This is a genomic window from Micromonospora sp. NPDC048830 (genome assembly GCF_043198215.1).
Classification (GTDB): Bacteria; Actinomycetota; Actinomycetes; order Mycobacteriales; family Micromonosporaceae; genus Micromonospora.
In genome coordinates this window covers 29,944-52,818 of record NZ_JBICUP010000001.1, presented here as the reverse complement: position 1 = coordinate 52,818, position 22,875 = coordinate 29,944, and the positions used below count along the sequence as shown (strand labels likewise).

Below are 22,875 nucleotides of genomic sequence, written 5' to 3'. Positions count from 1 at the left end.
CGGGTCGCCCACCGTTCAGTTTCCCACGCGGAGCCCGCACCGGACGTCGACCCGAGGGACGCGGGCCGGTGTGGCCGCAGGGATCCGGCCGGCTCCACCTCAGGTGCGAAAGCCGGGGACCGAGCCACTATACCGATGGATGAGGGTCCGGGTAGAGGCGCCGACCGGGAGGATCGGCGCGCGAACGGTCATTCCGCGCCGTAACCCCCGAGTGGCGTTACTCACCGTACTAGTCTGGATAACCGTCGGTCAGCCAGGGGCTTGCCGCCGGTCTGGCAGGTGGGGCAGTACTGGAGGCTGGAGTCGGCGAACGACACCTCGCGTACGGTGTCCCCGCAGACCGGACAGGGCAGCCCGGCCCGGGCGTGCACGGTCAGGCCGGAGCGCTTCTCGCCCTTCAGTTCGGCCGCCTTCTGCCCGAGCGACCGGGCCACCGCGTCCCCGAGCACCCGCCGGGTCGCCTCGTGCAGTGCGGCCAACTGCGCGTCGGTCAGCCGGTCCGTGAGCGCGAACGGCGACAGCCTCGCCGCGTGCAGGATCTCGTCCGAGTACGCGTTGCCCACCCCGGCGAGCACCGCCTGGTCGGTCAGCACGCCCTTGACCTGGCCCCGCCGGCTGCGGATCCGCTCGGCGAAGGTGGGCAGGTCGGCGGCGAGCGCGTCCGGCCCGAGCTTGGCCACCCCGGGCACCTGCGCCGGGTCGGTGACCAGGTACGCGGCCAGTTTCTTCTGGGTGCCCGCCTCGGTCAGGTCGAAGCCCGAGCCGTCGTCGAGTCGGACCCGCAGGGCGATCGGCCCCTTGCCGGGACGAAGCGGGGCGGCGGACGGGAACGACTCCCGGTAGTGCAGCCAGCCGGCCCGGGCCAGGTGCACCACGAGGTGCAGCTCACCGTCGAGGACCACGTCGAGGAACTTGCCGTGCCGCCGGGCGTCGGTCACCGTCCGGCCCGACGCGGCGGCGGGCGCCGGGTCGTACGTCTTCAGGGCGCTGATCGCGGCGATCTCGATCCGGTCGACGCGCCGCCCCGCCGCGCGCTCACGCAGGTAGCCGGCGAGCGCTTCCACCTCCGGTAGCTCTGGCATCAGCCAACGGTAGCCTTTCCATCCGTGAAGATTGTGGTGGCGCACAACCGGTACCGGGAGGCTCAGCCGTCCGGCGAGAACACCATCGTCGACGCGGAGATCGCCCAGCTCACCGCCGCCGGGGTGGAGGTGCTGCCGTTCCTGCGCAGCTCCGACGAGATCCCCAGCCTGCCGAAGACGGCGAAGGCGCTGCTGCCACTCTCCCCGATCTACGCCCCGCGCGCCCAGCAGGAGCTGAGCCGGCTGATCACCGAGCACCGCCCGGACGTGCTGCACCTGCACAACCCGTACCCGCTGCTCTCGCCCTGGGTGGTGCGGACCGCGCACAAGCACGGCGTGCCGGTGGTGCAGACCGTGCACAACTACCGGCAGGTCTGCTCCTCGGGCCTGTACTTCCGGGACGGGACGATCTGCCAGGACTGCCGGGGCCGGGCGCTGGGCGTGCCGGCGATCGTGCACCGCTGCTACCGCGGGTCCCGGGCGCAGAGCGCCCTCATGGCCACCACGCTGGCCGTGCACCGGGGCACCTGGCACTCGGTCGACCGGTACATCGCGCTCACCTCGGCGGTCGCCGACCACCTGCGCGACTACGGCGTACCCGCCGACCGGATCGTGGTGAAGCCGAACGGCATCCCGGACCCGGGGCGCCCGGCGCCGCTCGGCGACGGCTTCCTGTTCATGGGCCGGCTCACCCCCGAGAAGGGGCTCGGCCTGCTGCTGGACGCCTGGCGGCGGCACCCGGACGGCGCGCTCGGCCCGCTGCGGATCGCCGGGGACGGCGAGCTGCGGCCCCTGGCCGAGGCCGCCGCCGCGGAGCGCGCCGACGTGACCTTCCTCGGGCCGTTGGACCGCGCCGGGGTACGCGCGGCGATCGAGGCCAGCGCCGTGGTCGTGGCCGCCTCCACCTGGCACGACGTGCTGCCCACCGTGATCATCGAGGCGCTGGCGAGCGGCCGGCCGGTGCTCGGCACCGCCCTCGGCGGCATCCCGTACCTGGTGGGCATGGACGACCCGGCCGGCCCGGTCGGCTGGGTGGTACCCCCGGACCCGGCCGCCATGGCCGCAGCGCTGCCGGAGGCACGCGCCGGCGCCGCCGGCCTCTCGGTGGCCGCCCGCCAGCGCTACGAGCGCACGTTCCACCCTGACGTGACCACGGCCAAGCTCATCGACGTGTACGCCGGGGTCGTGGGCAGCGGCAGCCCGACCGCACGCTGAGCTGACGCGAGCCCGCCGCACGGGTAGGGCCGTTCCGGTTCTGGCCGGCGCTACCGGCGGCCTACGCTCGTTGCCTCGCCACCACCGCCACTGCTCCCCTTCCCGCGGAGCGGGGTGGGTCGGCCCGGAGACGAGGGCCCCCGGGAGGGCGGGGTCAGCGGAGCGAGGCGCGGGCGGAGAAGGCGATGCTCGCCAGCAGGAAGCCGCCGTTGACGACCGTGAACGCCACGATCACCCAGAAGGTGAGGGCGGGCGCGAGCATCAGCACCAGGGCGGCGCCGAAGATCACCGCGCCGTAGTCGCGGACCAGCTTGACCAGTCGGACCGGCAGGCTGGTCGAGGTGACCATGCTGGCCGCGTTCGGGCCGGCCTGCATCACCGAGGTCACCAGGTTGACCATCCACGTGCCGGCGAAGACCGCGACCAGCCAGGTCGGGGTCGACGGGCGCTGGGCCACGGTCGTGGCGGCCAGCGCGGCCACCAGGGCGATCTGGGCGGCCACGTCGCAGAGCACGTCCACCCGGGCGCCGGCCGGGTTGCCCTGCCCGGTCACCCGGGCGAGCTGCCCGTCGGCGCAGTCCAGGGAGTACGCGACCTGCCAGCCGACCAGCGCGGTCAGCCCGACCACCCACGCCGGCACGTCCCCCGCGGCGACCGGTCCGGCGAGGGCCACCACGGTCAGCGACGTGGCCAGGCCGAGCACGAGGTTGGTCATCGTCAGGGCGGTGGGGCGCAGCCCGAGCCGCTGGGCGACCAGCGCGAACACGGCCCCCAGCCACTGGCTGATCGACTCACTGAACAGGCCGCCGCCCCGGTTGACCCGGTGGAAGTCGGCGACGGAGGGGCGGGACGGCTCAGCCAAGGTGGTCGCGGAGTGCACCGGCGTAGTCTGCCAGCCGTCCCCGTGTCTCGGAAGGCGACATCGCGAGGTGTTCGAGGATGGTGTAGCGGTCCGGCCGGGTACGCGGCGCGTACTGAACCGCCTCGATGAACTGCTCGTCGGTCAGTCCCACGTCGGCGGGCAGCCGGGGCAGGCCGTGCCGGGCCAGGCAGGCCGACATCTCGGCGAACCGTCGCTGGTCGCCGCGCAGGAAGGTGCAGAAGAGCGCCCCCAACCCGGCCAGCTCACCGTGCGAGGCGGTGCCCGGGTAGAGCGCGTCCACGGCGTGCATGATCTCGTGGCAGCCGCCGCTGGACGGGCGGCTGGTGCCGCAGACGGCCATCGCCAGGCCGCTGGAGACCAACGCCTCGGCCAGCACCGTGACGAACCCGTCGTCGCCCATGTCGCCCTGGTGGGCGAGCACCGCCTCGGCGCCCATCCGGGCCAGCGAGGCGGCCAGCCCGTCGACCGGCTCGCCGCGGACCCGCCGGGCCAGCTCCCAGTCGGCCAGCGCGCTGATGTTGCTGATCACGTCGCCGATCCCGGCCCGGTTGTGCCGTTCCGGGCCGGCCTCCACGAAGTCCAGGTCCACGATCACCGCGATCGGGATGTGCACCCCGTACGAGCCCTTGATCCCGTCGGTGATCAGGCTGGCCACCGGGGACGCGATGCCGTCGTTGGCCAGGCTGGTCGCCACGGAGACCATGGGCAGGCCGCGCCGGGTGGCGGCGTACTTCGCCACGTCGATGGTCTTGCCGCCGCCGATGCCGACCACCGCGTCGTACGACCGGTCGCGCAGCTTGGCGCCCAGGTCGTCGGCGGCGTCGAGGGTGCCCCCGGCCACGGTGAACACGTCCGCCGAGCGCAGCGACGGGCGGAGCAGCTCGGCGATCTGCTCGCCCTGCCCCGGGCCGACCACCACCGCCACGTCGCCCCCGGCGGAGATCCGCCCGTCGGCGAGGATCGCGGCGAGGTCGGCCACCGCGCCCCGCCGTACGTCGATGTGCAGCGGGGTGAGGACCGTCCGGGCTAGTAGCGGCACGCGATCTCCCGGGCGCGGGCCAGGTCGGCGTGGTTGTCGACCTCGACCCACGACACGTCCCCGATGGGTGCCGCCCGCACCTCCCCGCCCCGGTCGGCGAACTCCTGGTAGCCGTCCTCGTAGTAGAGGTTCGGGTCGCGGCGCCAGGTTGCCTCCAGCGCGTCGGCGAGCGCCTCGGCCGCCTGCGGCTCGATCAGCGTGGCGCCGATGTACTCCCCGTACGCCTCGGCCGGGTCCATCAACTTGGTGATCCGGGTGAGCTGGCCGGCGGCGTCGAAGGTGGTCTTCATCTCCTCCTCGGCCAGCACCTTGATCGTGTCGACGGCGAGCAGGATGGCCGGGCCGCGCTCGGCCAGCAGCGTCTTCTCCACGCTCACCGGGTGCACGGTGTCGCCGTTGACCAGCAGCACGCCCCGGGCGAAGTACTCGCGGGCCAGCCAGAGCGAGTACGCGTTGTTCCACTCCTCGGCCCGGTCGTTGTGCACGAGGGTGATCCGTACGCCGTGGCGCTTCTCCAACGCGGCCTGGCGCTCGCGGACCGCCTCGGCGGCGTATCCGACGACGACCACGACCTCGGTCAGCCCCACCTCGGCGAGGTTGTGCAGCGCGATGTCGAGGATGGTGGTCTCGCCGTCCACCGGCACCAGCGCCTTCGGCAGTGTGTCGGTGTACGGGCGCAGCCGGCGTCCCGCTCCGGCCGCGAGCACCATCCCGATCATGCGGCGTCCTCCCTCGTACGACTCCGGGTCACCGGTGGAGGATAGCGCCGGGAGAGATGGCACCCGCCGTCAACCGGCGCTCGACGCCGCCGAGGGCGGAAACGTGACGGCCCCAGCCAGGGCGGAAACGCGACGGCCCGGCCCCCGCGCGGGGGCCGGGCCGTCGAGCTGTCGGGTCAGCGCGCGGGACCGGTGAAGATCGCCTTGGCCCGCCAGTCGACGGAATCGAGCGTCGGGCCGCTGCGCACCGTCCAGCTGCCCGACGGCGCCCCGTTGACCCAGCCGGTCGACGAGAGGTTGCCGGTGAGGCGGTTGACCAGGTAGAGGCTGGAGCCCGAGACGAACACCCCGGCGGAGTCGGCGAAGCCGGTCGAGCCGGCGACGGTGAACTTGTCCGCCCCGACGGCGCCGCTGTCCGGGTTGAACCAGCGCCAGTACAGGCCGCTGGAGCCGCTGAGCGTGTAGTAGAGCCGCCCGTTGCTGTAGAACATGCCTGTCACGTTCGCGATCTCGGCGTAGAAGCTCGTCGTCGAGCCCGCGTACGTCTGGCCCTCCGGCCCGGAGTCGGTCACCACCGTGTCCCAGAGCGCGTCGTGGTACGGGTCGACCTTCTTCGCCGTGCCGAAGGTGGTGCCGTCGAAGGTGCGCCGCCACAGCGCGCCGCTCATCCCGTAGAACAGCGTGCCGCCGACCCAGAAGCCGCCCCGGGCGGTCGACCAGGTGGTGCCGTCGGTGCTGGAGACCGTCGTGGCGGTGCCCACCGCGCGGACCCCGTCGTACGTCCGGGTGCGCACCGCGTTGACGGTGCCGGAGCTGAACCCGGCGAGGTAGACGTTGCCCGGCAGGGTGGCCGTGCTGGTGGAGTGCGGGGCGACGCCACCGGTCAGCGGGAAGAACGCGATCCGCTCGCGGCGGTACTTGAAGTTGCCGATCCAGGACTGGTCCGAGCCGAGCCAGAGGCCCGCCGGGGTGACCAGGAGCTTGGCCACGCCGTACCCACGGGGGTGCCGGCCCGGGTTCCAGGCCAGCGGCAGGCCGCTGACCGGGTCGAGCGCGGCGATGCTGGGGCGGGCCACCGCGCCGGGGAACGCCGAGTTGGTGGCACCGGTGTTGTTCAGCCAGCGGAAGTGGCCGCCGACGTAGACGGCCCGCTCGCTGATGCCGACCGAGAGGAACGTGTCGCCACCGCTGTAGTTGACCCAGGTGGGCTGGACGGTGGTGCCGGTGGACGAGGTCTCCCACCGGGCGACCGCGTCGCAGAGCGTCCCGGCGTACGGCGCGCCGGTGGTGGCGACCACGAAGTACTTCCCGTCCGGGGAGAAGCTCACGTCCCGCACGTACGAGTCGTACGCCGTCCACTTGCACCGGTCCTGGTAACGGGTGGTGTTCCAGGAGGAGACGGTCGCCGCGGTGCTGCCCAGGGTGAGCCGGACGATCTGGTCGTGCAGCGTCCCGTTGGCCTTCCGGAAGTTGCCGATCACCACGAGCTGGGTGCCGTCCGGCGAGACGGCCAGCTTCTCCGCCCCGACGCCGGCCTTCGCGCCGCCGGTCTCCGAGGAGCGGTAGTTGTGGTTCTCCGTCAGCGCGGCGGTGAGGTAGCTGTCCACCGCGCCGGTGGTGGCGTTCAGCGAGGCCAACCCGTTGCGCGGGAGCGTGGCGGCCTTGGTGAAGATGCCCCCCACCAGCAGCCGGCTGCCGACCTTCTCGATGTCGTTGACCAGGCCGTCGAACGCCAGGTTGGGGAAGCTGGTGACCAGGCTGCCGTTGCTCACGTTGACCAGGGCGAGCTTGCGGCGGGTGGTCGTGCCGACCGTGTTGAACTTGCCGGCGAGGTAGACCGTCCCGGCCGTGGGGCCGGCGGTGATGTCGAGGACCTCGCCGTCGACCTTGGGGGCGAACGCGCTGTCCACCGCCCCGGTGGCCTTGTCGAAGGCCAGCACGTACCTGCGGGAGATCGTGACGTCGGAGTTCCGGTTCTGCACGCCGGTGAACGAGCCGCCGACGATCACCTTGGTGCCCGCGTCGTGGATGGCGAAGACGGTGCCGTCGATGATGTCCGGGGTGAGGGTGGAGGGGACCGCGGCGACCACGGTGCCGTGGCCGGGAGCGGCCGATGTCGGGTCGGCGACGAGGACGCCGCCGACGGTGAGCACGGCGCAGGTCAGGGCCGCGAGGGAGCGGCGGCCGAGCGCGGGAGAGTGAACCACGGGCAACTCCGGGGATACGACGGAGCGAACGATGTGAGCTGCCTCCACGCGACCGGAGACGAGCCGGTCGGCTGTCCGCCGGCTGTGGAGGCACGCGGCCGGGGACACGAACGTCAGGAAACCATGTCGCAGTCTACGCGTGGTGTCCACCCCGCTCCGCTCCCCTGTGTCCGTCCATCTTGTCGACGGCCGGACGGAAACCGGGCGGTCACCGCGGGCTGTGCGCCGGCATCCGCGGGCTGATCAGGCGCGGTCACCGCGGGCCCTGCACCGGGATCGGCGGGGGCGGCGCGGCGAACCACGGGTCGGCGGCCAGTTCCCGGAACGCCGCCAGCCCCTCCGGGTCGGCGTCGAAGGTGCTGTCGTACGCCGGTTTCTTCGTCTGCTTCGCCGCGAAGTAGACCACCGCCTTGATCTGCGGGTGCCGCTTGACGTACTCGCCGGCCTCGCGCAGCCACGCGCCGCGCTGGCCGGGCGCGCCCTCGGTGGTGACCCCGAACTCGCCGATCACCACCGGCCGGGGCCGCTGGGACGCGAACGCCATGAAGGTGTCCATCTGCGCGGCGAAGCCCTCGAACTCCCGCCCCGGGTACACGTCGGTGCAGAGCCAGTCGACCTGGTCGTCGCCCGGGTAGTACGCCGCCGCGTCGCGCGTGCTGTCGACGAACCCCTGCACGTGCGGGCACCACACGAAGGCGGCGTTGGCCGCGCCGACCTCGGTGAAGATGCCCCGGATGCGCTTCCACGCCGCGACGTAGTCCTCCGGCGAGTGCACGCTCTGGGCCAGGTTGGGCCGGTCCATCTCCCACCGCCAGCGCAGCAGCAGCGGCACCCCGAACTGCTTGATCCTCTCGGCCCGCTGCCGGATCAGCTGGTCGTACACGCCGTCCCGGATGGACCGGGTGTCGGCGCCGGACCAGGAGATCATCTGGAGCCGCCCGCTGGCCTGGAACGCGTGCTCGGTCGGGCCGGGGAAGTCGTCCTCCCACTCGTGGAACATGTGCGCCAGCGTGATCTTTCCGCCGGTCTGCTCGGCGAACGCGGCCAGCGCGTCGACCCGGCCGGCCGGCGTCTGCCAGCCCGCCTTCACCCAGGCGCCCAGCCAGACGCCCCGCTCGGGCAGCTCCGGACCGCGTCCGGTGGTGCGCAGGCCGTCCGGCGGGCGGGGGCTGACCGTGGGCGCGGAGCCGGCCGTGGATGCGGAGCTGGCCGGGGCCGGCGGCGGCGCGGGTGCCGGCTCGGAGCACGCGGCCACCCCCAGCGCCGAGCCGAGCGCGAGGGCCAACGCTGTGCGGACCCGCTTCATCGTGCGTACCTCCCCATGCGATGGCCACCGGCCGGGCCGGTGGTGGACGTGTTCCGTGGCCGGCCTCAGCGCCTGCGGGCTCGGCGCAGCGTCCGCAGCGCGTCGAGCTGGAGCACCCGGCGCAGCCGCCAGACCGCGGCGGCGTAGCCGGCCGCGCCGAGCGTGGCCAGCGCCGCGAGCGTCACCGGCCCGACGTCCAGCAGCGTCCGGGCGAGCAGCGCGGGTACGCCGAAGCCGGCCAGCGCCAGCCCGGCCGCCGTGAGGGTGCCCCGGCCGAACGGGTGCAGCCGGTACGCGTGGTACAGCTGGGCCAGCGGCACCAGATTGGTGACGAGGATGGACGCGGACCAGGCCGCCGCCGCGCCCATGCTGCCGAAGCGCGGGATGAGCACCACGTTCAGCACCACGTTGAGCGCCGTGCCGGCCAGCGCGTTGTAGAACGTCCAGGACGTGCGCCCGGCCATGTTGAGGACCGTGTCGACCATCCCGCAGCCGGTCGCCACGAGCATGACGAGGGCGAGCAGGACGGTCACCCGCTGCCCGGCGGCGTACCCGTCGCCGAACAGGTGCAGCATCGGCCCGGCGAAGACCGCGAAGAGCAGGTACGCCGGCCAGGCCAGCAGCACCAGCCAGCCGGTCGCGGCCTGGTACAGCCGGCCCGCCGCGGCCCGGTCGTCGCGGACCAGGTGCCCGGCCAGTCGGTGCTGCACGGCGGTCGACAGCGCCTGCCCGGAGAGCTGCCCGAGCGCCAGGAACCGGGTGGCGGCGGTGTAGAGCGCCGCGTCGGCGAGCCCGCGCAGCGCGCCGAGCAGCACGATGTCCAGCCGCTGCACGGCCATCTGGGCCAGCCCGCTGAGCGCCCGCGGCCCGCTGTAGCGCCAGTACGGGGCGAACTCCTCGCGCAGCCGCACGGGCGGGGCCTCGGCGGCCCGCTCGGCCCGCCGGACCAGTCGGGCCAGCCAGACCGTGCCGAGCAGGGCCGCGGGCAGGTAGGGCAGCGCCCAGGCCAGCGGCAGCGCGGTGGTGGCCGACAGGCCGAGCAGGGCGGCCAGGCCGACGCCGGCCAGTTGCAGCCCGGTCCGGCCGAGCCGCTCGACCAGCAGCAGCGGCCGCATCTTGCCGAAGCCCCGGCAGGCGGCCAGTGCGAAGTCGCAGAGCGCGGCGACCGGCACGAACAGCAGCAGCGCCCGCAGGGCCCGGACGGCGCCGGGCACCGGCTCGGTGAAGGCCAGCGCGACGATCCGCGGGGCGGCCCACCAGCCGGCCACCGCGATCACCGTGCCGACGAGCACCACGGGCAGCAGCCCCACCAGCACCGACGCCCGGATCCGCTCCGCCTGCCCGAGCGCACGGTACCGGCTGATGAAGTACACCGAGCCGACGCCGGTGCCCAGCCGGGCGGCCGCGTACGCGATCATGAAGGCACTGGTGGCGGCGAAGAAGAGCCCGGCGTCGGACATGGACCAGCCCCGGGTGACGACGATGTTCAGGCCGAACCCGGCGACCGCGGCGACGGCGACGCCGAGCAGGTTGGCCACCCCGTGCCGGGCGGCTCCGCCCAGCTCGGCGGCGTCCGACCGGCCCGGCGCTACCGTCGCCACGACGGCACGCGTCCCCACCAGGTGCTCAACCGCTCGTCGTACGGGGCGAAGTGCTCCTCCAGGCGAGCCCGCAGCGCCGGGTCCATCGGCGAGCGGGAGCGCGAGTTGTGCCTGCCGAACGAGATGTCGGCCCAGTGCGGCAGGCCGAGGAAGTCGCAGACCGCGTCGAACGCCGGCCGGGGCTCGGCGAAGAAGTCGTCGGCGTCGATCACGTGCAGCCGCTCCCGGCCGAAGATCGCCTCCAGTCGTTCGAGCTGCTCGACGTACCGCCCCCGGGTCAGGTACGCGTTGTGCTGGTAGTGGTGGCTGTGCGCGGCCGGGTCGGCGAGCAGCCGGTCCCGCTCCCCGGCGATCCGCTCCTCCTCCAGCTCCAGGGCCCGCTCGAAGCCCTCCGTCTCGAAGCCCCGGGCCAGCTCGTGCGCGTGCGCCGAGTACGCTCGCTCCACCGGGTCGCGCAGCAGCACCAGCAGCCGGACCTCGGGCAGGTCCTGCGCGATCCGCTCGCCGGCCAGCGGGTGGAACATGTAGTACGGGCTCGACTCGCCGGTCACCGCGCGCACCCCGATCCGGTCCCGGACGGCCTCCGCCCGCCGCACCGTCGGGAAGTGCCCGAGGTACCAGTCCATCCCCCGGTCGTAGGCGACGTCGAAGTAGTGCACGCCCTTCTGGTAGTTCGCCGGCAGCACGCCCGGGTGCTGGGACAGGGTCTTGAACAGGGAGGTCGTCCCGCAGCGCTGGGCGCCCACGATGAGGAAGTCGGGCGCGAGCCGTGAGCCGGACGTCCACCGCCCGTACGTCCGGCTCACCGACCGCACCGCGCGGCGCGCCTTCGTCTTGACCAGCGTCACTTCGCCATCCCTCCCGCGCCCGGCCGGCCGGCCAGGTGATCCTCGACCGCCGGCAACAGCCAGGCGGCCACGTGTCCCAGCCGGGCCCCCGCCTCGGCCTGCCGGTCGCGCAGGTACCGCGCGCCCAGCTCCACCAGATAGAGCACCGCCACCAGGTCGGCGGCCCCGGCCGGCTGCCCGAACGGGGCCAGCGCCTCGCCCGCCCCGGCGATGAGCCGCGCCGCCGCCTCCCGGGGCTCGGCCCCGGCCCGGGTGATCGCCCTCTGCACCCCATGGTGCAGCGCGTCGAAGCCGACCGGCACGTCGCCGGCGAACCGCTCCCAGTCCCAGACCAACGTCCGGCCGTCGGCCAGGGTCGCGCTGTTGCCGCCGTTCCAGTCCCCGTGCCAGGCGCCCAGGTCGAGCACCGGGTCGGCGCGGCGGACCGCGGCCAGCGCGGCGCGCAGCCGGGCCGCCTCGGGCCGGTCGCCGAGCGCCGCCAGCTCGCCGGCGAGCCGCCGGGCGTGCGGGCTGTCCGCGTACGGCACCCGGTCGACGCCGAGGCAGCGGCTGACCGCGACCATGGCGGCCCGTTCCGCCTCGGCGGCCCGCGGCGGCGCGGCCCGGGGCAGCCCCACCGGCAGGGCGCTCTGCACCAGCAGGGCGTGCCCGCGCCAGGCGCCGTGGTGCAGCACCTCGGCCACCCGCACGCCGGGCAGGTCGAGCGTCGCCAGCCGGGCCAGCGCCGCCGCCTCCGCGTCGACCAGGGCGCGGGTCAGCGGGTCGACGCCGAGCTTGGCGTACCCGATCGGGGCGCCGGCGTCGTCGAGGAGCTGGACCACCGGCTTGCGGTTGGCCCGGGCCGGGCCGATGTGGATGCTCAGCAGCGCCGGGCGGCCGAGCACGGCGGCCAGGTGCGCGTCGAGCGCGCCGTCCCCGCCGTCGACCACCAGGCGGTCCCGGAAGGCGAGCCCGCCGAGCCCGGCGCGGAACGCCGTCGCCAGCACCGCGCGCCGCAGCCGGGCCTTCGCCCCCTGGGCCTCCGTGGAGTGCCGCACCGCGCTCGCCGCCGCCCGCCGGGAGCCGACCGGGACCAGCAGCCGGGGCCGGGCCGCCGACGGGACCACCGCGAACCCGGCCCGGCCGCCGCGCCGCAGGGCCGCTCGGCTCGGCGCCGGCCAGACCAGGCCGGCCAGCTCGGGCAGGTACGCGCCGCGCGCGTCGGCGCCGGGGGGCGGGGTGAACATCAGTGCGTCCGCCGTTCCATCAGGGGGGCGTGCGGGGCCGCCGCCTCGGCGGCGAGCCGGGCCTCGCGGCGCTGCGCGCGCAGGTGTCGGTCGTTGCGGGCGAGCAGCGCGACGCTGATCAGCCCGTACGCCAGGGTGGTGTTCAGCGAGCCGTAGAGGAACTGGAAGAACAGCATCAGGATCAGCACCAGGCTGCCGGCGATGCCGATCGGGGTGTGGTCGTGGCGGAACCGCCACAGGCACCACAGGAAGAACGCGCTGTAGCAGAACGCCCCGACGTAGCCCTGGCCGACGAGCAGGTTCCACAGCTGGCCGTTGCTGCCCAGCTCCCGGTTGCCGCACTGGCGGCAGTCGGCCGACTTGCCGATCGCGATCGACCGGTTGCTGCCGATCAGGGCCCGGTTGCCGCCGTAGCCGAGCACCGGGGAGTGGTTCGCCGCCGCCACGGCGCCGCTGGACAGGGTGGCCCGGATGTCGTCGCTGTGCCCGTTGGACATCCGCTCGTCGAGCAGCGTGCCCAGCGGCGAGGCGAGCACCGCCACCCCGACCAGCGCGGTGGCCAGCGACAGCCCGACCAGGACGACGATCCGCCCGCGCAGCGCCAGCCGCACCGCCACGTAGACCGCCCCGATGACCAGGCCGATCCACAGGCCCCGGTTGAGGGAGAAGACGATCGGGAACACGGAGGCCAGGACCACCACGTACCCGAAGAGCCGGCGCGGCCCGCGGCCGAGCACCACCCAGCCGACGATGAACCAGATGAGCAGGATGGCGAGGTTCTCGCCCCACGTGTTCGTGTACTCGAAGGGCGCGGCCGGGCGGGGCGAGCTGGCCTCGCCGGCGAGCACCGCCTGCACCTGGGCCACCTCGACGTGCATGAGCCGGTGGACGAACGGCTCCTTGGCGATCACGTCGGGGAGGATGTGGTTGAGCGGCGCGACGAACTTCAGCTGCGGCATCAGCGCGCCGACGTACCCGCCGATCACGGTGACCACGGCCATGAACCCGAACAACCGCAGCAGCCGCGCCCGGGGCAGTTCCCGCTCGCTCAGGTTCAGCACGTAGAGCATGGTCACGGTCAGCGCGGTGTAGTTCATCACCCGGATGCCCCAGCCGACGTACCGGCCGAACCCGTTCGGGGTGAGCGTGTTGGGGGCGGTGATGTCGAGCATCAGCCCGGACAGGACGACCCAGGCCAGCAGGATCAGCCAGAGCCCGAAGCCGGGGGGAACCCGGACGGTGCCGCGTCGGAAGAGCTGCACGGCCATCGGAACCGCCAGGATGGCGAAGATGAACGAGGGCAGGCCGAGCGCCCACCAGAGCGGGTAGAGCACGAAGAGCGCGGTCACCGGCCAGGCGGTGGGCAGCCGCATCGACCAGCGCCGGGTCGTCTCGGGCGGCGGGTCGGCCGGGTGCCGTCCCGCTGGCTGCGGCTCCGGCCCCGGCGTGGGCCGGAGCGGGGCGACGGTGCTCATGCCACGTTGACCCGGGCAGTCTCGGGGGCGTAGATCACCCAGGCGGTTCCGGGCTGCGGCCGCACCTGGTAGCCGCCCGGGTCGATGACGTTGCAGACCAGTCGCTGCCCCGGCTTGCGCCACGTCGCCGCCACGCTGGACGGGCCGGACACCACCACGGCGGTGCCGGAGCCGTAGACCTTGGCTCCCGGCAGTGAGCGTGGGCTGGGCTTGCGGACGTTCAGGGTGCGGTACTCCATGGTCAGCACCACCACCGTCGCCGCGCTCACGGTGGTCTTGCCGACCTTCCCCCGCCAGGTCGAGCTGGCCTCGTCGTACGTCCAGGTCTGCGTCGGGTGACCCGGCGCGGCGACGGTGAGCCGGTTGGCCGGCGTGACGCCCTGACTGGCCAGGGGCGTGCCCGCGTCGGCGTGGTCGAAGACCTGCGTCGGCGCCTGCCCGCCCTTCGGGGCGGCCTGCCGCAGCGCGGCGGTGGACGCCTGGCCGGACGGGAACGCGGCCTTGCGTTGCGCCGGGGTCGCCCCCGGCACCCCGGCCCCGGCGAGCTGATCGAGGAAGCCGGTCGGCCCGCCCGCGTACCCGACGAACGGGTGCAGCACGCCGACGGTACGGATGTCCACCGGCCGGATCTCGGCCACCGGCCCCACCCGGGCGGCGTCCCGGGACTGGTAGACGGCGGTCAGGTGCAGGCTCTCCGACTCGGCGAACTCCTGGTAGACCAGGTCGGCCTCGGCCAGCCCGACCGGGGTGGTCCGGGCGGTCACGCGCAGCGGCACCGCGACCGCCTGACGGGTGGCCACCGCCTCGGGAACGGGCTTCCCGGACAGGGGGGCCGCCGGCAGACCGGGGGTGGGGCTGGGCTGGGCCGCCGGGGACCCCGGGTCGACCACGTCGGTCGCCCCGGGCGGCTGGCCCTCGGTGCAGCCGGCCCCGAGCGCGGCGACGAGCGCTGCGGCGACCGTGGCTCCCAGGGCCCGGCGCCGGGTCACTCCCGGTCCTCGAACGTGTCGCGGCTCATCGAGTACCGGCCGGGTTCCGCGCCGTCGGTGTCCCGCGCGGAGCGGTACACGGTGGACATGCCGCCTGCCTTCGGCTGGTTCGTCGGCTTCCCGGCGACGGGCATCCCGGGGTGGCCGGTCGGGGCGGAGCCGGCGGTGGGCATCCCTCCGTGCCCGGTTGGAGCCGAGCCGGCGGCGGGCATCCCGGTGTGGCCGGTCGGGGCCGGGCCCGCGGAGGCTGTCCCCGCGTTGCCGGGCGCGGCGGCCGGGACGCCGTCGCGGGCCGAGGCGGCGGCGCGGGGCAGGATCATCGTGGTGTCGATGTTCGGCGCGCCGGGCCGGGGCTGGCCGTTCGGCGTGGGCCGCGGCCGGGGCGACGGCGGGCCGTCGCGCCGCGCCGCCGGGGCGCTGCCGGAAGCGGGGGCGGGCACCCGGGGAGCCAGCACCGAGCCGAGCACCGGCGCGTCGACCTGCTCGAACTGGCGCATGGCGAGGGTGATCTCGCTGCTGCGGGTCTGCCCGCCCTCGATCACCAGGATCACCCCGTCGACGTGCCGGGCCAGTGCCTGCGCCTCCACGGCGAGGGTCGGCTGGGCCGTCTCGATCAGGACGTGGTCGAAGCGGGCGGCCAACTCGGCGAGGACCGTCAGCATGGTGGCGACCGGCAGCTCCACCTCGGTGTCGAGGTCGCCGGGGAGCAGGACCCGCAGCTGGCTCAGGCCGGGGACCGGGGTGAGCGCGGTGAGCGCCGACACGTCACGGCGCAGCACGTCGGCGAGGGTGTGCCGGGGCTTGGGGTTGCCGAGCATCGCGCCCAGCGGGGAGTCCGCCTTGGTGGTGATCACCGCGACCTGCGCGCCGGTGCGGGCGTACGCGGCGGCGAGGTTGCCGACCACGAAGCCGGCCGCGGGCCCGGGGGACGTGTCGGTGAGCAGCAGCTGCCGACCACGGTTGGGCTGCGGCTCGGGCATGGTGGACAGCAGCACGTTGCGCAGCCGGCCCAGCTCCCGGGAGACCTCGTGGGCCGCCGGGAGGACGGTCAGGTCGGCCGGGCGGGCCGGCAGCTCCAGCAGCATCGGCAGGCCCAGCCGGTCGGCGATGTCCCGCCCGCGCCGGACGCGGGTGTCCAGCCGGTCCAGCACCAGGGCGACGACGATGCCGAACAGCAGCCCGGCGCCGATCCCGGTGGCCAGGTTCAGCGTGGTGTTCGGCGAACTGGGCTTCCGGGGCAGCGCCGCGTCCGAGATGATCTCGCCGGGGTCCAGCGCGGTGCTCAGCAGCGGGCTCAGCCGGCTGTTGAGGCTGGCGAGCTGGTTGGTCAGCACGTTCCGGTCGGCCTCGGCCCGGGCGCGCTCCACGGAGTTGGCGGGGGTGCCGGCGATCTTGCCGGCCACGGCGGCGAGCTGCTTGTTGGTCTCGGCGATCTGCTGCCTGAGCGCGGTCGTCTCGTTCTCCAGCGAGCGGGTGGCGGTCGCCAGCCGCAGGTCCAGGTACGCCTGGGCGAACGCGTGCGAGCCGGCCTGCGCCGCCTGCGGGCTCCCCGCCTCGTACGCGATCTGCAGCACCTGGCTGTTCGGTGGCACGGTGACCGACACGGACCGGACCAGGCCCTCCCCGGAGCTGCCGCTCTTCAACAGGGCCTGGGCCCGCTCCGCGACCACCAGGGAGCGGACCACCTGCGCCTCGGTGTCGAGGTTGACCTTGGTGCCCGGATTGGCGTCCGGGCCGACCTGGCGGACCAGCAGCGACGTGGTCGAGACGTAGGTGCGGGTCTGCACCTGGCTGACCAGCAGGCCGGCGCCCGCGCCGAGCAGCGCGGCCACCGCGAGGATCCACCACCGGCGGCGAAGCCACTCGAGGTAGGCCATCAGCGTGGGACCGTCTGAATCGCGTAGATCGGCGTGGTGAGGCGAGGGCATCGGGCTGTGTCGCTCCCTTTGGACCGGACCGTCCAGTCGGCCGTGGACGAGGTCCCACGGCGGAAACCTGAGTCTCCCCGATACCGCCGGTCAGGGGAAGCGGACGAAAGGTCCGCTTGTCACCGGTCCGGCGGCCCGGTTCTCAGCGTTCCGTCGGCCGGGCAGGATGGGCCGGTGCGGTTTTGCTACCACATCCAGAGCCACCGGTCGCCGGAGCAGGTCAACCGGCTGGTCCACGCGGTCAAGCGGTACAGCCCGGGCAGCCTCGTCCACATCAGCCATGACGTGAACGGCACCCCGTTGGACCTCGCCGAGCTGCGTTCGCTGCCGGATGTCGTGATTCAGACACATGAGGGCGGCTACGGCGACTTCAGTCACGTGGACCGCTACATGGCGGCGGTGGACTGGCTGAACGCCGAGGGTGTGTCGGTCGACTGGCTGGTCAACATCACCGGGCAGGACTATCCACTCCGGCCGCTCGGCGAGTGCGAGGCCGAGCTGGTCGGCTCGGGCGCGGACGGGTTCATGGAGTACTGGGACGCGTTCGGGCCGGAGAGCCACTGGCCGCGCAGCCGGGTCCGCTCCCGGTACCACTTCCAGCACCGCCGCCTGCTCCCGCTCAGCCCGCGCGGCAAACGGCTGCTCCGCCCGATCCAGGCGGTCAACCGGGTGCAGCCCCTGGTCCGGGTGCACGTGTCGTACGGGCTGGCGGTCGGCCGGCGCGCCCGCACCCCGTTCGGGCCGGACCTGCGGCTGCACGGCGGGTCGGCGTTCTCGTCGCTGAGCTGGCCGGTGGTGGCCTACCTGCGGGAGTACTTCGACCGGCGGCCGGACGTCGTGGCGTACTTCCGGCGCTGCCTGTCCCCGGTGGAGGCGGTCTTCCAGACCATCGTGTGCAGCGCCGACCGGTTCAACCTGGTGCCGGACTGCAAGCGCTACTTCGACTTCCGCGACAGCACGTTCAACCACCCGAAGTCGCTCACCGCCGAGGACCTGCCCCGCGCGCTGGCCAGCGGGGCGCACTTCGCCCGCAAGTTCGACTACGAGCGCGCCCCGGAACTGCTGGACACGCTCGACGCGCACCTGGCCGCCACCGCGGGAGGGTGAGGGCCCGTCAGCGGTAGCCGTAGCGGCGGCGCAGCGGCCAGGTCATCGCGCCGACCAGCCGGCGGCGGCCCGGGGCGTACTCGCGGCGCCACTTCTCGTCCAGCGCCAGGCTGATCGCGCCGGTGCGCATCCGGATCCGCCCGCCGGCCACCGCGTGCGAGCCGGCCTGCTCGAACTCGTTGTCCCGCAGGAACGCGAGCGGGTCCACCACACCGGTCACGTCGGCGGTGAGCGCGGCGATCCGGCCCAGCTCGCCGCGCGGGTCGCGGACCAGGTCCTCGTACCGGACGACGACCCGGGGCACGCCCGAGCGGCCGAGGGCGGCGACCATCGCGTTGACGGTGACCCAGCGCCGGGCGGTCAGCCGGGCCGAGCGCTGGTTCATCCGGCCCTTGGCCGAGGTGCCCTCGGGCAGCTCGACCACCTGGCTCCACGAGTACGCGACCCCGCGCGGGTCGCGCAGCACGTGCACCAGCCGCAGGTCGATCTCCGGGGCCCGGGCCAGGATGTACGCCAGCGACGGGCGCTTGGTCGAGTCGACCACCACCTTCGCCCCGGACACCTCGGCGACCGCCCGGTAGAGCCGGGTCAGCAGTTCGGTGTAGCGGTCCAGGTCCCGCCGGAAGGCCGGGGACAGCCCGGGGTTCAGGATCAGCGGCAGCCGGGCCGTCGCGTCCACCCGGCGTTGCAGCGCGCGTACGTCGGCCACGTCGATCCGCGACCATCCGCCGTACGCCCGCCGGCCGACCTCGCCCCAGAACGGGCAGGCGTCGAAGTGCTCCCCGCAGGCGCACCGGAAGTTGCGCTCGACGCCGGACTGCCACAGGTAGAACAGCTCGCCGACGTCGCAGTGCCCGACGAACTGGCCGAGCATCAGGTCGAGCAGCGTGGACCCGCTGCGCGGCATGCCGCAGACGTACAGGACGGTGACGGGAGCGGTGCCCGGGCTGCCGCCCGCCTGCTCTGCCTCGGACACCTGGCCGGTCATGCGCGGTCCCTCTCGTCGGCGGATTCCAGCGGCAGTCTAGGTGCGACGGACGGAGCCGGGGACTGGCGAACGGGTCCGCAGCCAACCATCCGACAGTCCCGATGGTGGGGAGAGCTATTTATGTTCCCGGTCGCGCGTCGATACATTGTGGCGGCGTTGCGCGACCGTCCCCGTTGGCCGGTCGGGGCGGTGGCCGGGGGCCGAGGAGGCGGGTGGACGTGGATTCTGGTGAGGTCATGCTCGTCGGTTCCAGCGGTGGGCACCTCGCCCAGCTGGTGGCGCTCGAACCGTGGTACCGCGACCGGTCCCGCTCCTGGGTCACCTTCGACACCCCGGACGCCCGCTCGCTGCTCGACGGCGAGGACGTCGTCTGGGCGTACCACCCCACCACCCGGAACGTGAGGAACCTCCTGCGCAACCTCTGGCTCGCGGTCCGGGTGTTCCGCGGGCGCGACGTGGCCGCGGTGGTCACCACCGGCGCCGGGGTCGCCGTCCCGTTCGTGGTGGTGGCCCGGCTGCGCCGCATCCCCACGGTCTACATCGAGGTGTACGACCGGATCGACACCCCGACGCTCTCCGCCCGACTCTGCCGGCCCTTCCTCTCCGCGATGCTCGTGCAGTGGGAGGAGCAGCGCCGGCTGTACCCGAAGGCGACCGTGGTGGGAAACCTTCTGTGATCCCGGCCATTCCCCGCCCGCGGGCGGCCTCTTCGCGGCGGCGCACCGTCCTCGCCATGGTCGGCACCGACGTGCACCGGTTCGACCGGCTGGTCGAGTGGCTGGAGCGCTGGCACGCCGGCCGCGCGGGCGATGTCCCGGAGGTCCACCTCCTCGTCCAGTACGGCAGCAGCCGCACCCCCCGACTGCCGGACGCGGTGCCGTTCCTGGCCCACGAGGAGCTCCAGCGGGCGATGACCGAGGCGGACGTCGTCGTCTGCCACGGCGGCCCGGCCACCATCACGGAGGCGCGCCGGCACCAGCACCTGCCGATCGTGGTGCCCCGGGATCCGGCCCACCACGAGCACGTCGACAACCATCAGCAGCTCTTCGCCCGCCGCCTCGGCGCGGCGGGGATGGTCCGGCTGGTCGAGTCGGAGGCGGACCTGGTCGAGGCGCTGGACAGGGGCGTCGCGGACCCGCAGGCGTACGCCCTGGCCGCCGACCCGGACCGGCCCGACCCCCGGGTGGCGGCCGCGACGGCGGTCGGCCGGATCGTGGAGGACCTGGTCCGCGGCCGGCGGGTGCCGGCGCAGCGGAGGTGGTGGCGGTGAACGCCCGGGTGCTGTTCGTGGGCGGGCTGGGGCGCAGCGGCTCCACCCTGCTCGAACTGATCCTGGCCCAGCACCCGGACGTCTGCGCCGTCGGCGAGGTGGTGCACCTGTGGGAGCGGGCGCTCGGCGGCGACGAGCGGTGCGGCTGCGGCGAGCGCTTCTCGGCCTGCGACTTCTGGCAGCGGGTCGGCGAGCACGCCTTCGGCGGCTGGTCGGCGGTCGACCGCGCCGAGGTGCTCGCGCTGAAGGACGCCGTCGACCGGACCCGGCACATCCCCCGCCTGGCCCGGGGCGACCTGTCGGCCGGGCAGCTCGACCAGGTGCGCCGGTACGCCCACCTCTACACCCGGATCTATGCCGCCGCGATGGCCGTGACCGGCGCGCGCACGGTGGTGGACTCCAGCAAGCACGCCTCGACGGCGTTCGCGCTGCGCTGGGCCGACGACCTCGACCTGCGGGTGGTGCACCTGGTCCGGGACAGCCGGGCGGTGGCGTACTCGTGGGCGAAGCAGGTGCGCCGGCCCGAGGTGGTCGACGCCGAGGCGTACATGCCCACGTTCTCCCCGGTCACCGTGAGCAAGCTGTGGACGGCGCAGAACGCGGCGTTCCACCTGCTCGCGACCCGCGCGCCGGTCGTCCGGCTGCGCTACGAGGACTTCACCGCCGACCCGCGCGGCACGGTCGTCCGGGTGCGCCGCTTCGCCGGCCTGGCCGACGACCCGGACGCGTTGCGGGTGCTGGACCCGTCGCCCCCGCCGCTGCGCCGGGCGCACAGCATCGCCGGGAACCCGCTGCGCTTCAACTCGGGGCCGCTGCGGGTCCGGCAGGACGACGCCTGGCGGACGGCCCTGCCGTCGCGCAGCCGGGTGGTGGTGAGCGCCGCGACGTTGCCGCTGCGGCTTCGGTACGGATACGTCGGCCACGGCCGGCCCGGTTCCACGGAGGCACGATGACCGAGCCGGCGATCGGCGGCGCCCCGTCGGTGACCGCGGTGGTCCCCACCCGGGACCGCCCGGAGTTGCTGCGCAAGGCCCTCGACGCGATCCTCGGCCAGGACTACCCCGGCCCGGTCGACGTGGTGGTCGTCTACGACCAGTCCGAGCCGGACCGGTCGCTGGCCGACGACCCCCGGGTCACCGTGCTGGTCAACGAGCGTGCCCCGGGCCTGGCCGGCGCGCGTAACACCGGCATCCTGGCCGCCGGCGGCGAGCTGGTGGCGTTCTGCGACGACGACGACGAGTGGCTGCCCGGCAAGCTCGCCGCGCAGGTGGCCGCCCTCGACGCCACGGCCGACGGCGCGTTCGTGAGCTGCGGCATCCGGGTCGACTACGACGGCCGCCAGGTCGACCGGGTGCTGCCGGTGAGCCGGGTGCCGCTGGCCGCCCTGCTGCGGGACCGGCACACCGAGCTGCACCCGTCGACCTTCCTGATCCGGCGGGACGCCCTGCTCGACGGGATCGGGCTGGTCGACGAGGAGATCCCGGGCAGCTACGCGGAGGACTACGAGTTCCTGCTCCGGGCCGCCCGGCACGCGCCGCTGGTCAACCTGGCCCGGCCGTACGTGACGGTGCGCTGGCACAAGCGGTCGTACTTCGCCCAGCGCTGGGAGACGATCTCGACCGCGTTGCAGTGGCTGCTCGGCCGGTACCCGGAGTTCGCCACCGTGCCGCACGGCGAGGCGCGGGTCAGCGGGCAGATCGCCTTCGCCCAGGCGGCCCTGGGCAACCGGGGGGAGGCGGTCCGCTGGGCGCGGCGCACGCTGTCCCGCAATCCCCGGGAGCCGCGCGCGTACCTGGCCCTGGCCGTGGCCAGCCGGGCCGTCGACCCCGACCGCGTCCTGCGTACGCTGCACAAGCGCGGCCGGGGGATCTGAGCCTCAGGCGGCGGCGCACCAGGCCCGCCACGCCTCCCGACTCGGCGCGTCGGTGAGCCGGAAGTCGCCGTCCGGGACCTGGTAGTCGTAGTACGCGACCCACAGCGGGCGCTGGTCGTTCAGGTACCGGCTCATCGCCCGGATCCAGGCGGCCCGCCCGGCGCCGGTGTCCCCCGGGATCCGGAGGCTGCCGGTCTCGGCGAGCCCCCAGGGCTTGCCCAACGCCCGCGACTTCGCGATCATCGGGCCGAACACCTGCTCGGGGGCGGTGTAGCGGCCGTACTTCCCGCCGCTGTTGTAGCAGTCCCAGCCGAGCACGTCGACGGCGTCGCCGCCGGGCCAGTAATGCGCGAAGGTGCGCCCGGAGCGGGGGTTCAGCGTCCAGCACATCAGGATCAGGGTGGACCGCAGCCGGGCGTTGCCGGCCCGGTCGGCCAGGCGGGCGAGCCGCTGCCACGCCGCCCGGTACTGCGCCGAGGTGTACGCGCCCCGGGCGATGTCGTCCTCCGGTTCGTGGAAGTACGACCAGTAGACGTCCAGGTCGCGGGGGACGGAGGCGAACCAGGCGGCCAGCCGCGAGTCGTGCCGTCCGGCGGCCACCTCGGCCGGGGCGGCCTTGAAGGAGACCACGACGGTCCGGTCGGCGACGTCGGCGCGGCTGCCGCGCCAGGCCGGCGGCAGGCCGGGGTAGAAGACCCGGACCATGCGCAGCGGCCCGTACGCCCGGTCGGAGCGGGCCAGCGCTGCCGAGAAGCTCTCCCCGGAGAGCAGGTGGATGCTCGCCCCCGGCAGGGTGGCCCGGCCGCCCGGGAACCCGCCGTCCGACGCGCCACCGCTGGCGCTCGGGCTCGGCGAGACGGACGGGCTCGGGTTGCTGCCGAAGCCCTGGGATCCGCTCGGGGTCGGCCGGGCGCCGGGTGCCGCCGGGCCGAGCCCCGCGTCGTGGCTGGCGGCGCCGGAGGCCACGGTGGCCGGCCGGCCGGGCAGGTCGCCGTTGGTGGCCAGGGCGACGGTGGCGCTCAGCACCACGGCCCCGGCGGTCACCGGCAGGAGCCACCAGCGGCCGGACCGGCGACGTGGCGGCGGGCCGAGGGCGGGTACGGTGGGGCCGGGACTCAT

The 22,875-nt window shown here is 74.3% G+C and carries 20 protein-coding genes; 6 read left to right on the top strand and 14 right to left on the bottom strand.

Annotated elements, in window-relative coordinates:
• Positions 1-221 precede the first annotated feature (221 nt).
• Positions 222-1,082: an Fpg/Nei family DNA glycosylase gene (locus tag ACGFIZ_RS00250; RefSeq protein WP_393413834.1), complete on the bottom strand. Its 861-nt coding sequence runs from the start codon at positions 1,080-1,082 to the stop codon at positions 222-224.
• Between the two features lie 24 nt (positions 1,083-1,106).
• Between ACGFIZ_RS00250 and ACGFIZ_RS00245 the strand changes: the two genes are divergently transcribed.
• Positions 1,107-2,297, top strand: a complete 1,191-nt coding sequence (locus tag ACGFIZ_RS00245) for a glycosyltransferase family 4 protein (protein ID WP_393413831.1) — start codon at positions 1,107-1,109, stop codon at positions 2,295-2,297.
• Positions 2,298-2,451: 154 nt separating this feature from the next.
• On the opposite strand, the gene ACGFIZ_RS00240 is transcribed toward ACGFIZ_RS00245, so the two are convergent.
• The 11 genes from ACGFIZ_RS00240 to ACGFIZ_RS00190 all read right to left on the bottom strand — a co-directional run bounded on the left by ACGFIZ_RS00240 (position 2,452) and on the right by ACGFIZ_RS00190 (position 16,467).
• Positions 2,452-3,177: a CDP-alcohol phosphatidyltransferase family protein gene (locus tag ACGFIZ_RS00240; RefSeq protein ID WP_393413828.1), complete on the bottom strand. Its 726-nt coding sequence runs from the start codon at positions 3,175-3,177 to the stop codon at positions 2,452-2,454.
• Positions 3,152-4,219, bottom strand: coding sequence for an iron-containing alcohol dehydrogenase family protein (locus tag ACGFIZ_RS00235; protein ID WP_393413825.1), 1,068 nt, complete (start codon positions 4,217-4,219; stop codon positions 3,152-3,154). The genes ACGFIZ_RS00240 and ACGFIZ_RS00235 overlap by 26 nt, the downstream gene beginning before the upstream one ends.
• A complete protein-coding gene (locus ACGFIZ_RS00230; RefSeq protein WP_393413822.1) occupies positions 4,207-4,938 on the bottom strand; it encodes a sugar phosphate nucleotidyltransferase in 732 nt (243 codons plus the stop codon). The genes ACGFIZ_RS00235 and ACGFIZ_RS00230 overlap by 13 nt, the downstream gene beginning before the upstream one ends.
• A gap of 176 nt (positions 4,939-5,114) precedes the next feature.
• Entirely contained in the window at positions 5,115-7,145 is a 2,031-nt protein-coding gene (locus ACGFIZ_RS00225) for a hypothetical protein (protein ID WP_393413820.1), read from the bottom strand.
• A gap of 253 nt (positions 7,146-7,398) precedes the next feature.
• A complete protein-coding gene (locus ACGFIZ_RS00220; protein ID WP_393413817.1) occupies positions 7,399-8,451 on the bottom strand; it encodes a glycoside hydrolase family 26 protein in 1,053 nt (350 codons plus the stop codon).
• A gap of 65 nt (positions 8,452-8,516) precedes the next feature.
• Positions 8,517-10,052, bottom strand: coding sequence for a lipopolysaccharide biosynthesis protein (locus ACGFIZ_RS00215; RefSeq protein WP_393413814.1), 1,536 nt, complete (start codon positions 10,050-10,052; stop codon positions 8,517-8,519).
• Positions 10,040-10,900 carry a sulfotransferase family protein gene (locus ACGFIZ_RS00210; RefSeq protein ID WP_393413811.1) on the bottom strand — a complete coding sequence of 287 codons (861 nt, stop codon included), beginning with the start codon at positions 10,898-10,900 and terminating at the stop codon, positions 10,040-10,042. Before ACGFIZ_RS00210 ends, ACGFIZ_RS00215 begins: the two co-directional genes overlap by 13 nt.
• Positions 10,897-12,126, bottom strand: coding sequence for a hypothetical protein (locus ACGFIZ_RS00205; RefSeq protein ID WP_393413808.1), 1,230 nt, complete (start codon positions 12,124-12,126; stop codon positions 10,897-10,899). Before ACGFIZ_RS00205 ends, ACGFIZ_RS00210 begins: the two co-directional genes overlap by 4 nt.
• A complete protein-coding gene (locus tag ACGFIZ_RS00200; RefSeq protein WP_393413805.1) occupies positions 12,126-13,601 on the bottom strand; it encodes an O-antigen ligase family protein in 1,476 nt (491 codons plus the stop codon). The genes ACGFIZ_RS00205 and ACGFIZ_RS00200 overlap by 1 nt, the downstream gene beginning before the upstream one ends.
• The gene (locus tag ACGFIZ_RS00195; protein ID WP_393413802.1) at positions 13,598-14,590 is read right to left on the bottom strand and encodes a DUF3048 domain-containing protein; all 993 of its coding nucleotides are present in this window, start codon (positions 14,588-14,590) and stop codon (positions 13,598-13,600) included. Before ACGFIZ_RS00195 ends, ACGFIZ_RS00200 begins: the two co-directional genes overlap by 4 nt.
• Entirely contained in the window at positions 14,587-16,467 is a 1,881-nt protein-coding gene (locus ACGFIZ_RS00190; protein ID WP_393413799.1) for a lipopolysaccharide biosynthesis protein, read from the bottom strand. The genes ACGFIZ_RS00195 and ACGFIZ_RS00190 overlap by 4 nt, the downstream gene beginning before the upstream one ends.
• A gap of 225 nt (positions 16,468-16,692) precedes the next feature.
• Here ACGFIZ_RS00190 and ACGFIZ_RS00185 point away from each other — a divergent pair, with 225 nt between their 5' ends.
• A complete protein-coding gene (locus ACGFIZ_RS00185) occupies positions 16,693-17,625 on the top strand; it encodes a hypothetical protein (RefSeq protein ID WP_393413796.1) in 933 nt (310 codons plus the stop codon).
• Positions 17,626-17,632: 7 nt separating this feature from the next.
• On the opposite strand, the gene ACGFIZ_RS00180 is transcribed toward ACGFIZ_RS00185, so the two are convergent.
• Positions 17,633-18,613, bottom strand: coding sequence for a sulfotransferase family protein (locus ACGFIZ_RS00180; RefSeq protein WP_393413793.1), 981 nt, complete (start codon positions 18,611-18,613; stop codon positions 17,633-17,635).
• 236 nt (positions 18,614-18,849) lie between these two features.
• On the opposite strand from ACGFIZ_RS00180, the gene ACGFIZ_RS00175 reads away from it, so the two are divergent.
• From ACGFIZ_RS00175 to ACGFIZ_RS00160, 4 genes are read left to right on the top strand one after another with little or no spacing between them, the layout of a single operon-like run.
• Positions 18,850-19,290 (top strand): UDP-N-acetylglucosamine--LPS N-acetylglucosamine transferase, encoded by a 441-nt coding sequence (locus ACGFIZ_RS00175; RefSeq protein WP_393414811.1) that lies wholly within the window; start codon positions 18,850-18,852, stop codon positions 19,288-19,290.
• 56 nt (positions 19,291-19,346) lie between these two features.
• Positions 19,347-19,883: a glycosyltransferase gene (locus tag ACGFIZ_RS00170; RefSeq protein WP_393413790.1), complete on the top strand. Its 537-nt coding sequence runs from the start codon at positions 19,347-19,349 to the stop codon at positions 19,881-19,883.
• On the top strand, positions 19,871-20,836 hold the full coding sequence (locus tag ACGFIZ_RS00165; RefSeq protein WP_393413787.1) for a sulfotransferase family protein: 966 nt from the start codon (positions 19,871-19,873) through the stop codon (positions 20,834-20,836). Before ACGFIZ_RS00170 ends, ACGFIZ_RS00165 begins: the two co-directional genes overlap by 13 nt.
• The gene (locus ACGFIZ_RS00160; protein ID WP_393413784.1) at positions 20,833-21,756 is read left to right on the top strand and encodes a glycosyltransferase family 2 protein; all 924 of its coding nucleotides are present in this window, start codon (positions 20,833-20,835) and stop codon (positions 21,754-21,756) included. The genes ACGFIZ_RS00165 and ACGFIZ_RS00160 overlap by 4 nt, the downstream gene beginning before the upstream one ends.
• A 3-nt stretch (positions 21,757-21,759) precedes the next feature.
• On the opposite strand, the gene ACGFIZ_RS00155 is transcribed toward ACGFIZ_RS00160, so the two are convergent.
• The gene (locus ACGFIZ_RS00155) at positions 21,760-22,875 is read right to left on the bottom strand and encodes a hypothetical protein (RefSeq protein WP_393413782.1); all 1,116 of its coding nucleotides are present in this window, start codon (positions 22,873-22,875) and stop codon (positions 21,760-21,762) included.